The organism is Pseudomonas sp. MMS21 TM103 (assembly GCF_022132145.1).
Taxonomy (GTDB): domain Bacteria; phylum Pseudomonadota; class Gammaproteobacteria; order Pseudomonadales; family Pseudomonadaceae; genus Aquipseudomonas.
This window is the reverse complement of sequence record NZ_JAJISP010000003.1, coordinates 72,857-85,471: the sequence shown is the minus strand read 5'-3', so window position 1 is coordinate 85,471 and position 12,615 is coordinate 72,857. Positions and strand designations below refer to the sequence as shown.

The following is a 12,615-nucleotide window of genomic DNA, read 5'->3' as shown; positions in this document are numbered from 1 at the left end:
ATCAGGGCTCCATTCCACGTTCGAGCAGGGCGAGGGTGTGGCGGGCGAGCGCCGCGTCGTCCAGCTCGGGGGCCGCAAACAGGCCGCGCCAGATTGGCGCGGCAGCATAGGGGAACAGGGTCAGGCCGATCAGCGAGACCACCAGCAGGCGCGGGTCGAGGTCGGGGTTCAGCGCACCGCGGCGCTGTGCGCTGGCGAAACGCTCGGCCAGCATGTGCGCCACCACCGGGCCGACACGGCCCATCAGCAATTCGCGCAGGCCGCCGCCTTCGCACAGCACTTCGCGCACCCACAGCGGCGGTAGCCAGGGGTGGTCTTGAACGATGCGGCGCATGCCCTGGATAAAGCCGCTGACCAGCGTGATGGGCTCGTCGCCAAGCTGGCGCAGCTCTTGGCCGAGCTCCAGCAGCAGGGGCAGTACGCGCTCTTCGGCGACCGTTGCGAGCAGTTTGGGCTTGTTGCCGAAGTAGTAGTTGACCAGTGCGGGTGTGACCCCGGCCTGCTGGGCAATGCTGCGCAGGCTGGAGGCCTTGATGCCGTCGTGGGCGAAGGCTTGCACGGCGACGTCCAGCAAGCGTTCGCGCTGCGCGGGTGAATCACCCGCCGGTCGGCCGGGTGCGCGGGGGGTGGTCGCTGTGGTGGGTGTGTTCATGAATTAAAATTAAATACAAATATAAATAAACGCAAACAATAATTCCGCCGTGCCTGGAGAGCGGGTGCGCGCAAGGCGGCGACCGGCAAAGCCGGACGCCGCTGGGTCGTGCTCAGCGGGTGCCGAGGAAGTCGCGCTTGCCGATTGCCACACCATTGTGGCGCAGGATGGCGTAGGCGGTGGTGTAGTGGAAATAGAAGTTGGGCATCACGTGGTCGAGCAGGAAGACCTGACCCTGGAAGTGGGTGTCCTTGCCGCGGCGCGAGAGGGTTACGGTGCGCTCCTCGCTGCCATCGATCTGCGCGGCGCTGACGCTTTGCAGAAAGGTCTGGACATTGGCGATGCGTGCTTGCAGTTCGGCGAAGCTGGTTTCGTCATCGGCCTGGCTGGGCGCATCAATGCCGGCCAGCAGCGCAGTGCCGGCCGAGGCACCGTCGCAGGCAATCTGTACCTGACGGCTCAGCGGGAACATGTCGGGAGCCAGGCGGGCATTGAGCAATACGCTGGGGTCGATCTTCCTGGTTTCGGCGTCGGCAGCGGCGAGGCCAAGGATGGTCGAGAGATTGCCGAGTTGGCGGATAAACACCGGAATGGATGCTTGGTACATGGACAGGGACATGGAGTTCTCCAGTGAAGCAAGTGGGGGCGGCTCGAGAAGGCAATGCGCTTGCACGCTGCCAGGGTAGGGGGCTTGTTGTGATAAGCGGTAGGGTGTGGGCCGGGCGGCGATCCGCTTCAGCCCACCGGCATCGAATCCGGCATTAGCCGCGACCAATCGCCGCCGAACAAGAACCTGGTCTTAGCCGATGCTGATCGGCGGCAGTTCGGTTAGTTCGACGGTCTGCGCTTTACGCGGGGCAAGGATTTCCGCCTCGCCATCGACTACCAGTTCGTCGTTCTGGTTGAACACCCGAGTGGCGATGCGGACGCGGAATTTCGGCAGCTTTTCCAGGATCTCCAGGCGCACGGTGAGGGTATCGCCGAGCTTCACTGGTGCGGTGAAACGCATTTGCTGGCCGAGGTAGATGGTACCGGGGCCAGGCAGTTCGCAGGCCACGGCCGCGCTGATCAGGGCGCCGCTGAACATGCCGTGGGCAATGCGCTCCTTGAACATGGTGGTAGCGGCGTATTCGGCATCCAGGTGCACCGGATTGCGGTCGCCGGACACGGCGGCGAACAACTGGATGTCGCGCTCTTCGACGGTCTTGCTGTAGCTGGCGGTCTGGCCGACTTCGAGAACGTCGTAAGGCGTGTTGCTGCTTTGACTCATGGGTGTGTCTCCTGGGGCTGCGGGTGAAGCTGGCGGGGATGGCTCAGGGCCTGTTCCAGCCAGTCGATCAAGTCGGCGGTGACTGCGTCGCGGTTGCTGTCGTTGAGCAACTCGTGACGAGCCTCCGGATATATCTTCAATTGCACCTGGGTATGTCCGGCCTCGCGCAGGGCGTTGGTCAGATCGGCTAAACGCTTGCCGTCGCTGACCGGGTCGCAGGCACCGCCGATCACCAGCAACGGCAGTTTGCAGTCGATCTGTGCCAGATTGCGCGGTGGGGTGATCTGCAGTAAGCCGCCGAGCAGGTCGAACCACAGCTGATTGCTGCAGCGGAAGCCACAGAGCGGGTCGTTGAGGTAGGCATCCACCTCGACAGGGTCGCGGCTCAGCCAGTCGAAGCGGGTGCGATTGGGTTTGAAGGCTTTGTTGAATGAGCCGAAGGAAATCAACTCGATCAGGGCGCTTTGTCCAGCCGGCCCCTGACGCCAGCGCTCGAAGCGGGCAATCAGCCTGGCTGCGCGATACAGCGTGAGCGGTTGGTAGTTGGATCCGGACAGAATGGCCCCTTGCAGGCTGCAGCTGTGCTGCATCAGGTAGGCCTGGCCGATATAGCTGCCCATGCTGTGACCAAGCAGGAAGATCGGTGCCTGCGGATGCTGCTGGCGAATATGGTGATTGAGGCAGGCCAGATCGCCCACTACCAGATTCCAGCCGTTGGCGTCGGCATAGTGGCCGAGGCGGCCATGCTCGGCCGTCTTGCCGTGGCCGCGCTGGTCGTGGGCATAGAGTTCGAAGCCCGCCGCGACCAGGGCGGTGCCCAGCCGCGCGTAGCGTCCGCTGTGTTCGGCCATGCCGTGGGCCACCATCACCACCGCTTTCGGCGGCTGTTCGGCGAACCAGTGGTTCACATAGAACGGTGTGGCATCGCTGCTATTGAGCCAGAAAGCATTGTGCTGCATGGCGAATCCTTCGACCTGCGAGAGCCGACATTGTAGAGCTTGCACGCAGGCTTTTCCCAGCCGAATGGCGTGATCCAAGATTCACGCTGTCAATGACGCCCTGCAAGTATTTGCGCAGCAGGGCGGAGCTGCTAACGTCGGTTGCAGTTCCTTGTCGGCCGTCGTCGCAACTCATGCCATGGCGGATTCAGCGGGGCAGATACTTTCAGGGTTAGAGGATAAAAATAATGCAGCCTGATTTCTGGAGCGACAAACGCCCGGCCGGCGTACCCAACGATATCGACCTGGGTGCCTACAAATCGGTGATCGAGGTGTTCGAGCGCTCGTGCAAGAAATTCGCTGACCGTCCGGCGTTCAGCAATATGGGTGTGACCCTGACCTATGCCGAGCTGGATCGCCTGTCCGCTGCCTTTGCCAGTTACTTGCAGAAGCACACCGATCTGCAGCCTGGTGAGCGCATCGCCGTGCAGATGCCCAACGTCCTGCAGTACCCGATTGCCGTGTTCGGCGCGATGCGCGCCGGGCTGATCGTGGTCAACACCAATCCGCTGTACACCGCCCGCGAGATGCGCCACCAGTTCAAGGATGCCGGTGTACGCGCACTGGTCTACCTGAACATGTTCGGCAAGCTGGTCCAGGACGTCCTGCCGGATACCGAGATCGATTACCTGATCGAGGCCCGGATGGGCGACCTGCAGCCGAGCCTCAAGGGCTGGCTGGTCAACACCCTGGTGAAGAAGGTCAAGAAGCTGGTACCCGACTACCACCTGCCCCAGGCGGTGTCCTTCAAGGCGGTGCTCAGGCAGGGCCATGGCCACGAGCTCAAGCCGGTCACGGTCGGCCACGACGACATCGCCGTGCTGCAATACACCGGCGGCACCACCGGCGTGGCCAAGGGCGCCATGCTGACCCACGGCAACCTGGTGGCCAACATGCTGCAGGTCGATGCCTGCCTGTCGCAGCTTGGCAGCGACGGCACGCCGCTGATGAAGCAGGGTCAGGAGATCATGATCGCGCCGCTGCCGCTCTACCATATCTATGCCTTCACCGCGAACTGCATGTGCATGATGGTCAACGGCAACCACAACGTGCTGATCAGCAACCCGCGCGACATCCGCGGCTTTATCAAGGAGCTGGGCAAGTGGCAGTTCTCCGCGCTGCTGGGCCTCAACACCCTGTTCGTTGCGTTGATGGATCATCCCGAGTTCAAGAATCTCGATTTCTCCAAGCTCAAGGTGACCAACTCCGGCGGCACTGCGCTGGTCAAGTCCACCGCCGAGCGCTGGCAGGCGATCACCGGCTGCACAGTGGTGGAAGGCTACGGCCTCACCGAAACCTCGCCGGTGGCCAGCACCAACCCTTATGGTGACCAGGCGCGCCTGGGTACCGTGGGCATTCCGGTGCCGGGTACCACGTTCAAGGTCATCGATGACGACGGCAACGAGCAGCCCCTGGGCGAGCGCGGCGAGTTGTGCATCAAGGGCCCGCAGGTGATGAAGGGCTACTGGCAGCGCGAAGAGGCTACCCGCGAGGTGCTCGATGCCGAGGGCTGGTTCAAGACCGGCGACATCGCGGTGATCGACCCGGACGGCTTCGTGCGCATCGTCGACCGCAAGAAAGACATGATTATCGTCTCCGGTTTCAACGTGTACCCCAACGAAATCGAGGATGTGGTCATGGGCCACCCGCAAGTCGCCAGCTGTGCGGCGATCGGCGTACCCGACGAGAAATCCGGCGAGGCGGTCAAGCTGTTCGTCGTCGCCCGTGATGGCAGCCTCAGCGCCGAGGCGCTCAAGTCCTACTGCCGGGAAAACTTCACCGGTTACAAGGTACCCAAGCACATCGTCTTCCGCGACTCCCTGCCGATGACCCCGGTGGGTAAGATCCTCCGTCGCGAACTGCGCGATATCGCCTAGGGCGCGCCGCACCCTGGGCCGAATACAATCGGCAGCCAACAGCGAATTCCCCCGGATTTCATCCGGGGTTCGCACTCGTTCAGGATGCGGATCAGGCGCACGGCCCTGTCCTGCTAGCGCAGCGAGCGCACGTAAAGAGCAGGCCATAAAATGACCTTAAAATTATTTCTGGTCGCTTTTGTGACTGGTTAGGCGGTGTTTGGTGCTAGGCGCTCCCAGGCAAAGCTGCTACCCTCGGCCCGCTTTTTGGCCTTCTGCCAGGTCGAAAAGCGGGCAAACACACAATAAACAACCGCCTCTGCGCGGTGAAGATAAGCTGTTGCTTAGGAGTGGGCTTCCATGAACGAAAACTTTTGGAAGGACAAGTATCCCGTTGGGATTGCTGCCGAAATCGATCCCGACCAGTACCCGAATATTCAAGCGGTACTGAAACAGTCCTGCCAGCGCTTCGCTGACAAGCCGGCTTTCAGCAACCTCGGCAAGACCCTGACCTACGGCGAACTGTACGAACTGTCCGGCGCCTTTGCCGCCTACCTGCAGCAGCACACCGACCTGCAGCCCGGCGATCGTATAGCCGTGCAACTGCCCAACGTCCTGCAATACCCAGTCGCCGTGTTCGGCGCCCTGCGGGCCGGCCTGGTCGTGGTCAATACCAACCCGCTGTACACCGCGCGGGAAATGGAGCACCAATTCAACGATTCCGGTGCCAAGGCCCTGGTCAGCCTGGCCAACATGGCCCACCTGGCCGAGCAGGTTCTGCCGAAAACCGGAATCAAGACGGTGATCATCACCGAAGTCGGCGATATGTTGCCGCCGCTCAAGCGCCTGCTGGTCAACAGCATGGTCAAGTACGTGAAGAAGATGGTGCCGGCCTACAACCTGCCGCACGCGGTCAAGTTCACCGAAGCCCTGAGCAAAGGCCGCGGTAAAGCCGTCAGGGAAGCCAATCCGGCCAGCAGCGAAATCGCCGTTTTGCAGTACACCGGCGGCACCACCGGGGTGGCCAAGGGCGCGATGCTGACCCATCGCAACCTGGTCGCCAACATGCTGCAGGCCCGCGCGATGATGGCCTCGAACATGAATGAAGGCAGCGAGATCGTGATCGCGCCGCTGCCGCTCTATCACATCTACGCCTTCACCTTTCATTGCATGGCCATGATGCTGATTGGCAACCATAACGTGCTGATCACCAATCCGCGCGATTTGCCTGGCATGGTCAAGGACCTGGCGCGTTACAAGTTCAGCGGCTTCGTCGGCCTGAACACCCTGTTTGTCGCCCTGTGCCACAACGAAGACTTCCAGAAACTCGACTTCTCGGCCCTGAAAATTACCCTGTCGGGTGGTATGGCCCTGCAATTGGCTACCGCCGAGCGCTGGACCCAGATAACCGGCAGCCCCGTCTGCGAAGGCTTTGGCATGACCGAAACCAGCCCGGTGGCCACGATTAACCCGATTCAGAACATCCAGCTGGGTACCATCGGCATTCCGGTGCCCTCGACCCAGTGCAAGGTCATCGACGACGAAGGCAACGAACTGCCGCTCGGCGCGGTGGGCGAGTTGTGCGTAAAGGGCCCGCAGGTGATGAAGGGCTACTGGCAGCGCCAGGACGCCACCGACGAAATACTCGACGCCGAGGGTTGGTTGAAGACCGGCGATATCGCGGTGATCCAGGAAGATGGCTACATGCGCATCGTCGACCGCAAGAAGGACATGATTCTGGTGTCCGGCTTCAACGTCTACCCCAATGAACTGGAGGACGTGCTCGCGACCCTGCCGGGTGTGCTGCAATGTGCGGCGATCGGCATCCCGGACGAGAAGTCCGGCGAAGCGATCAAGATATTCGTAGTCGCCAAGCCGGGCGTGAACCTGACCAAAGAACAGGTCATGCAGCACATGCGCGCCAACGTCACCGGCTACAAGGTGCCGAAAGCCGTGGAATTCCGCGATACCCTGCCAACCACCAACGTCGGCAAGATTCTGCGCCGCGAACTGCGCGACCAGGAGTTGAAGAAGCTGGCCAAGGCCAGCTGAGTCGGCACGCAGGACCATGGAAAACGCCACCCTAGGGTGGCGTTTTTTTTCGCCCATTCGCGGCGCCCAGCGCCCAGCGCCGGTGACAGGCAGCACGCGGTCGCCGGGTCGACCGTGGCGCTCAGCAGGCCTACCATGGCGGGCATCGCCGACCAGTGGTGACCACCATGAGCCAGCCAGACCTCGCCCGCGCCAGCGCACTGACCCAGTACCTGCACGAAAACATCCCGCTCACCGCGGCCATGGCCATTCGCGTCGAACCGACCGAGCCCGGCCGGCTGCGCCTGAGCGCGCCCCAGGCACCGAACCGCAACCCGCACAACACTGTGTTCGGCGGTAGTCTGGCGACCCTGGCCATCGCCGCCGGCTGGACCCTGCTGTTCGAGGCGCTGCAGGGTGAAGGTCTCGATGCCGCGCTGGTGATCCAGCATTTCGCCTGCGATTACCGCGCCCCGGCCGCCGCCGAGTTCAGTGCGGAGGCGGTCCTGCCCGAGGACTGGCCGCAATTCGTCGAGCAGTTGCGCAGCCGCCGGCGCGCCCGCCTGAACCTGGCCATCCAGCTGAGTTGCGCCGGCCAGCAGGTCCTCAACGCGCAGGCCCGCTACGTTGCCATGCTGGAAGCCTGAGCACGTGGCCCGCTCCGTGGCGGAAATCTGCGACAATCGCGGCCTTTCGAATTTCGCCACGGCTGCCTGATGACCGACCCGATCACCGATACCGACCACCTGCTGAAAAACCTCGACCAGGCCCTGCTGGCCGACCGTCATCGCCTGCGCCGCCAGCTCCAGGAGCTGCGCAAGCAAGCGGTGCCGGACGAGGCCAAGCTGGCGCAGTGGCTGGAGCGCTTTCAGACTTCGGTGGCCAAGGTCGAGGCGCGGCGGCTCAGCGTGCCGCCCATGCGCTACGACGATGCCTTGCCCATCGCCGCCAAGCGCGACGAGATCAAGGCCGCCATCGCCAAGCACCAGGTGGTGGTGATCGCCGGCGAAACCGGCTCGGGCAAGACCACCCAGTTGCCGAAGATCTGCCTGGAGCTGGGCCGTGGCGTGCATGGCCTGATCGGCCACACCCAGCCTAGGCGCCTGGCCGCGCGCAGTGTGGCCACGCGGGTGGCGGAAGAAATCGGCACGCCGCTGGGCGAACTGGTCGGCTACCAGGTGCGCTTCGAGGACCAGAGCAGCGAGCGCAGCCTGATCAAGCTGATGACCGACGGCATCCTGCTGGCCGAGACCCAGCACGACCGCTACCTGGAAAAGTACGACACCCTGATCGTCGACGAGGCCCACGAGCGCAGCCTCAACATCGACTTCCTCCTTGGTTACCTGAAAACCCTGCTGGTGCGGCGCCCCGACCTCAAACTGATCATCACCTCGGCGACCATCGACCTGCAGCGGTTTTCCGAGCACTTCGGCGGCGCGCCCATCGTCGAGGTGTCCGGGCGTACCTATCCGGTCGACACCTGGTACCGGCCGCTGACGTCCGAGCAGGACGAAGACGGCAACCGGGTCGAGGACGACCTGTCGGTCGATCAGGCGATTCTCGCCAGCCTCGACGAGATCGCCGCCTTCGAGAAGAGCGAAGGCAAGCATCCCGGCGATGTGCTGGTGTTCCTCCCCGGCGAACGCGAGATTCGCGACTGTGCCGAGGTGCTGCGCAAGGCCAACCTGAGGTTTACCGAGGTGCTGCCGCTGTATGCGCGGCTGAGCCCGGCCGAGCAGCAGAAGATCTTCAAGCCCATGGGCGCGCGCAAGATCGTCCTGGCCACCAACGTCGCCGAGACCTCGCTGACCGTGCCAGGCATCCGCTACGTGATCGACAGCGGTACGGCGCGGATCAGCCGCTATAGCTACCGCGCCAAGGTCCAGCGCCTGCCCATCGAAGCCGTGTCCCAGGCCAGCGCCAACCAGCGCAAGGGCCGCTGCGGACGGGTCGAGGCGGGCATCTGCGTGCGCCTGTACAGCGAAGAGGATTTCATCGGCCGGCCGGCCTTCACCGATCCGGAGATCCTGCGCACCAACCTGGCGGCGGTGATCCTGCAGATGCTCAATCTGCGTCTGGGCGAGATCGAGGATTTCCCCTTTATCGAGCCGCCGGACGGCAAGGCCATCAGCGACGGTTTCAACCTGTTGCAGGAACTCTCGGCGGTCAGCCGCGAGGGCCAGCTGACCCCGCTGGGTCGCCAGCTGGCACGCCTGCCAGTCGATCCGCGCCTCGGCCGCATGGTCCTCGAAGGCGCCAGGCAGGGCAGCCTCGAGGAAGTGCTGATTATCGCCAGCAGCCTATCGGTGCAGGACCCGCGCGAGCGGCCCTCGGATCGCCAGCAGGCCGCCGACCAGGCCCACGCGCAATGGAAGGACGTGGATTCCGACTTCGCCGCGCTGATCAACCTGTGGCGCGGCTTCGAGGAGCAGCGCCAGGCCCTCGGTTCCGGCGCGCTGCGCAGCTGGTGCCGGAAGAATTTCCTCAACTACCTGCGCCTGCGCGAATGGCGCGACGCGCACCGTCAGCTGGTGCTGATCGTCCGGGAACTGCAGTTGTCACCAGGCGGCAACCCCCAGAGTAATCGTCGGGTGGACAAGGCCGCCGGCAAACCGGCGCAGGCTTCGGGCGTGCCCGAATCGCAGGATCGTCAGCCAGGATCAGGGGCCGACCCTGGCGCCTTCAAGGAAAAAGAGCTGGCGGAAAAAGACCTGGCCGCCCAGCGCAGCAAGGGCTACGCCGCCGTGCACAAGGCGATCCTCTCCGGGCTGCTCAGCCAGATCGGGCAGAAGACCGAAGACGGCGACTTCCTGGGCGCGCGGCAGCGGCGCTTCTGGGTGCACCCGTCGAGTGTGATCGGACGCAAGAAACCCACCTGGATCATGGCGTCCGAACTGGTCGAGACCACCAAGCTGTTTGCCCGCATGGTGGCCAAGATCGAGCCGGACTGGATCGAGCCGCTGGCGCCGCACCTGATCAAGAAGAGCCACCTGGAACCGCATTGGGAGAAGAAGCGCGGCCAGGTCGTGGCCTATGAGCAGATCAGCCTCTACGGCCTGATCGTGGTCGGCCGTCGGCCGGTGCATTACGGCCCCATCGATCCAGTGGTGTCACGCGAACTGTTTATCCGCGAGGGCCTGGTCGGCGGCGAAATCCTCTCGCGGGCCAAGTGCCTGAGCGCCAACCGCAAACTGCTGGAACAGCTCGACGAGCTGGAAGCCAAGGCGCGCCGCCGCGATATTCTCGCCGACGAGGAAACCCTGTTCGCCTACTACGAGGCGCGCCTGCCGGCCGAGATCCACCAGACTGCGACCTTCGACAGCTGGTACAAGCTCCAGAGCCAGAAAGACCCGCAGCTGCTGATCATGCGCGAGGAAGACGTGCTGGCCCGCGATGCCAAGGAAATCACCGCCGCGCAGTACCCGGATACCCTGAGCCTGGGCGACCTGACCCTGCCGTTGAGCTATCACTTCGAGCCCAATCACCCGCGCGATGGCGTCACCCTGCGCGTACCGGCGCCACTGCTGCCGCAACTGCCGGCCGAGCGCCTGCAATGGCTGGTGCCTGGCCTGCTGGAAGCCAAGTGCGTGGCGCTGGTGCGCAACCTGCCGAAAGCCCTGCGCAAGAACTTCGTGCCGGTGCCGGATTTCGTCGGCGCCGCGCTGAGCAAGCTGAGCATCGGCCAGGGCAGTCTGCCCGTCGCCCTGGGCCGTGAACTGCAGCGCATGACTGGCGTGCGGGTGGCCGACGAGGCCTGGGTCGAGGCCGAGGCGCAGCTCGACAGCCACCTGAAGATGAACCTGGAGGTGGTCGATACGCACGGCAAGCTGCTCGGCGAAGGCCGCGACCTGGCCGAGTTGTGTGCACGATTCAGTGAGGCCAGCCAGGCCGCGCTGGCCTTGCCACAGACCGAGAAGAGCCAGAAGTCGGTCGAGGCCAAAGCCTTCGTCGCCGTGGCCGAAAAAACCCAGCAGCAGATCGCCGGCCTGTCGCTGACCGTGTATCCGGCGCTGGTGGAGGAGGCCGGCACGGTCAAGGAAGGTCGCTTCCCGACCCAGGCCGAAGCCGAGTTCCAGCACCGCCGCGCCCTGCAGCGCCTGCTCCTGCAACAGCTGGCCGAGCCGGCCAAGTTCCTCCGTGGCAAGCTGCCGGGGCTGACCGAGCTGAGCCTGCTGCACCGCGACCTGGGCCGAGTCGAGGCGCTGGTCGAGGACATACTGCTGGCCAGCCTGGACAGCTGCATCCTTGAAGGCGAAACCACGCTGCCCCGCGATGGCGCCGCCCTCGCCGCGCTGGCGGAGAAGAAACGCAGTGCCTGGAACGAGCATGCCGAACGCCTGGCCAGGCTGACCCTGGACATACTCAAGCTCTGGCACGGCCTGCAGAAGCGCTTCAAGGGCAAGATCGACCTGGCCCAGGCCATCGCGCTGAACGACATCAAGCTGCAGCTGGGCAACCTGGTCTACCCCGGCTTCGTCCGCGAAATCCCCGCTGAATGGCTGAAGGAGCTGCCGCGTTACCTGAAAGCCATCGAGCAGCGCCTGGACAAGATCGCTGGCCAGCTGCAGCGCGATCGGGTCTGGAGCGGCGAGCTGGTTGGCTACTGGGAGCAGTACCAGGCGCGCCTGGGCAAACACCGCCAGGAAGGCAAGCGCGACCCGCAACTGACCCTGTACCGCTGGATGCTCGAGGAATACCGGGTGTCGCTGTTCGCCCAGCAGCTGGGCACCAAGCTGGCGGTCTCGGACAAGCGCCTGAGCAAGCAGTGGAGCCAGGTCGAGGCCTGACCGCGCCTGAGGGGCAGTCTCGGCAGCCGCGAAGTCTGGTCGCTGCGCGGTTTGGAGAGCGGCGTGCATTCTGCTCGCGGCCCTTTGCACTTTCAGGAGCAGAACATCATGGCTGGGTGGCGATCTTGGGGAGTACTGGCGTTGTTGCCGAGCCTGCTGCTGGCCGCTCGTGTTCAAGTGCCGTCAACCGCCGCACGGAGCGCTCGTGGCCTGGCCCTGTTGCGCAACCTGGCCAAGGCCCTGCGCAAGAACTTCGTCGGCGCCGCCCTGGGCCCGATCGCTTAGGCCATTTGTCCTGATTCCTCATCCCTGATGTCCAGGACCTCCTGAGCGCCTGAAGGTGCGCCTTGTGAACCGTGGCCTGGACCCCGGGCAGGAAAAGGTGATCACTGCCCGAGACTGGGCCTGATCCCTGCACCGTCCTGACACGTTTGGCGGCGTCGCGGTTTACCCGATCCGGCGCCAGCCGGTATGGTGCCGCCATCGACCACCGTTAACGGAGAATCCCGATGAGCCTGTACGGCGATTACGACCCGCAGAACATCTTTGCCCAGATCATTCGCGGCGAAGCCCCCTGCTACAAGCTGTACGAGGACGACGAGGTGCTCGCCTTCCTCGACCTGTTTCCGCAGTCCCACGGCCATACCCTGGTGATCCCCAAGCGCGCGGCGGCGCGCAATATCCTCGACATCGATGCGGACAGCCTGTGCAAGCTGATGCGGGTGACCCAGCGGCTCACCCAGGCACTGGTGGACGAGTTGCAGCCGGAGGGCGTGCAAGTGGCGCAGTTCAACGGTGCGCCGGCCGGGCAGACGGTGTTTCACATCCATATGCACATAGTCCCGCGCTTCGCCGGCCAGGGCCTGGCCGTCCACGCCAGCAGCAAGGCCGACCCGCTCGAGCTGGAAAAGCTGCAGGCGCGGTTGCTGCAGCGCCTTGGCGGCTGAGGGGGGTGCAACGATCCGCTGTAACCCTCAAACAGTAGGGCGCTACTCGTCGCAGGCAGTACGCCGTGGATCAT

At 64.0% G+C, this 12,615-nt stretch carries 10 protein-coding genes; 6 read left to right on the top strand and 4 right to left on the bottom strand.

The window, feature by feature from the left end:
- Window position 1: 1 nt before the first annotated feature.
- The 4 genes from LJY18_RS11545 to LJY18_RS11530 form a co-directional block, all read right to left on the bottom strand.
- The gene (locus tag LJY18_RS11545) at window positions 2-652 is read right to left on the bottom strand and encodes a TetR/AcrR family transcriptional regulator (RefSeq protein ID WP_238041962.1); all 651 of its coding nucleotides are present in this window, start codon (window positions 650-652) and stop codon (window positions 2-4) included.
- Window positions 653-764: 112 nt separating this feature from the next.
- A complete protein-coding gene (locus tag LJY18_RS11540; RefSeq protein WP_238041961.1) occupies window positions 765-1,271 on the bottom strand; it encodes a DUF1993 domain-containing protein in 507 nt (168 codons plus the stop codon).
- Between the two features lie 180 nt (window positions 1,272-1,451).
- The gene (locus tag LJY18_RS11535) at window positions 1,452-1,922 is read right to left on the bottom strand and encodes a MaoC family dehydratase (RefSeq protein WP_238041960.1); all 471 of its coding nucleotides are present in this window, start codon (window positions 1,920-1,922) and stop codon (window positions 1,452-1,454) included.
- Window positions 1,919-2,881: an alpha/beta hydrolase gene (locus tag LJY18_RS11530; RefSeq protein ID WP_238041959.1), complete on the bottom strand. Its 963-nt coding sequence runs from the start codon at window positions 2,879-2,881 to the stop codon at window positions 1,919-1,921. Before LJY18_RS11530 ends, LJY18_RS11535 begins: the two co-directional genes overlap by 4 nt.
- Before the next feature lie 227 nt (window positions 2,882-3,108).
- On the opposite strand from LJY18_RS11530, the gene fadD2 reads away from it, so the two are divergent.
- The 6 genes from fadD2 to LJY18_RS11500 all read left to right on the top strand — a co-directional run bounded on the left by fadD2 (window position 3,109) and on the right by LJY18_RS11500 (window position 12,541).
- The gene (gene fadD2 / locus LJY18_RS11525) at window positions 3,109-4,797 is read left to right on the top strand and encodes a long-chain-fatty-acid--CoA ligase FadD2 (RefSeq protein ID WP_238041958.1); all 1,689 of its coding nucleotides are present in this window, start codon (window positions 3,109-3,111) and stop codon (window positions 4,795-4,797) included.
- A 339-nt stretch (window positions 4,798-5,136) separates the two neighbouring features.
- Complete coding sequence (gene fadD1, locus LJY18_RS11520) at window positions 5,137-6,828, top strand: long-chain-fatty-acid--CoA ligase FadD1 (RefSeq protein WP_238041957.1); 1,692 nt, start codon at window positions 5,137-5,139, stop codon at window positions 6,826-6,828.
- A 167-nt stretch (window positions 6,829-6,995) separates the two neighbouring features.
- The gene (locus LJY18_RS11515; RefSeq protein ID WP_238041956.1) at window positions 6,996-7,454 is read left to right on the top strand and encodes a YiiD C-terminal domain-containing protein; all 459 of its coding nucleotides are present in this window, start codon (window positions 6,996-6,998) and stop codon (window positions 7,452-7,454) included.
- A 69-nt stretch (window positions 7,455-7,523) separates the two neighbouring features.
- Window positions 7,524-11,594: an ATP-dependent RNA helicase HrpA gene (gene hrpA / locus LJY18_RS11510; protein WP_238041955.1), complete on the top strand. Its 4,071-nt coding sequence runs from the start codon at window positions 7,524-7,526 to the stop codon at window positions 11,592-11,594.
- A gap of 108 nt (window positions 11,595-11,702) precedes the next feature.
- Window positions 11,703-11,879, top strand: a complete 177-nt coding sequence (locus LJY18_RS11505; RefSeq protein ID WP_238041954.1) for a hypothetical protein — start codon at window positions 11,703-11,705, stop codon at window positions 11,877-11,879.
- Between the two features lie 224 nt (window positions 11,880-12,103).
- Window positions 12,104-12,541, top strand: a complete 438-nt coding sequence (locus tag LJY18_RS11500; protein WP_238041953.1) for an HIT family protein — start codon at window positions 12,104-12,106, stop codon at window positions 12,539-12,541.
- Window positions 12,542-12,615: the final 74 nt, after the last annotated feature.

Coding starts and splice junctions, on each gene's coding strand:
- LJY18_RS11545 (WP_238041962.1), bottom strand. CDS start 652: ATGAACACACCCACCACAGCGACCACCCCCCGCGCACCCGGCCGACCG.
- LJY18_RS11540 (WP_238041961.1), bottom strand. CDS start 1,271: ATGTCCCTGTCCATGTACCAAGCATCCATTCCGGTGTTTATCCGCCAA.
- LJY18_RS11535 (WP_238041960.1), bottom strand. CDS start 1,922: ATGAGTCAAAGCAGCAACACGCCTTACGACGTTCTCGAAGTCGGCCAG.
- LJY18_RS11530 (WP_238041959.1), bottom strand. CDS start 2,881: ATGCAGCACAATGCTTTCTGGCTCAATAGCAGCGATGCCACACCGTTC.
- fadD2 (WP_238041958.1), top strand. CDS start 3,109: ATGCAGCCTGATTTCTGGAGCGACAAACGCCCGGCCGGCGTACCCAAC.
- fadD1 (WP_238041957.1), top strand. CDS start 5,137: ATGAACGAAAACTTTTGGAAGGACAAGTATCCCGTTGGGATTGCTGCC.
- LJY18_RS11515 (WP_238041956.1), top strand. CDS start 6,996: ATGAGCCAGCCAGACCTCGCCCGCGCCAGCGCACTGACCCAGTACCTG.
- hrpA (WP_238041955.1), top strand. CDS start 7,524: ATGACCGACCCGATCACCGATACCGACCACCTGCTGAAAAACCTCGAC.
- LJY18_RS11505 (WP_238041954.1), top strand. CDS start 11,703: ATGGCTGGGTGGCGATCTTGGGGAGTACTGGCGTTGTTGCCGAGCCTG.
- LJY18_RS11500 (WP_238041953.1), top strand. CDS start 12,104: ATGAGCCTGTACGGCGATTACGACCCGCAGAACATCTTTGCCCAGATC.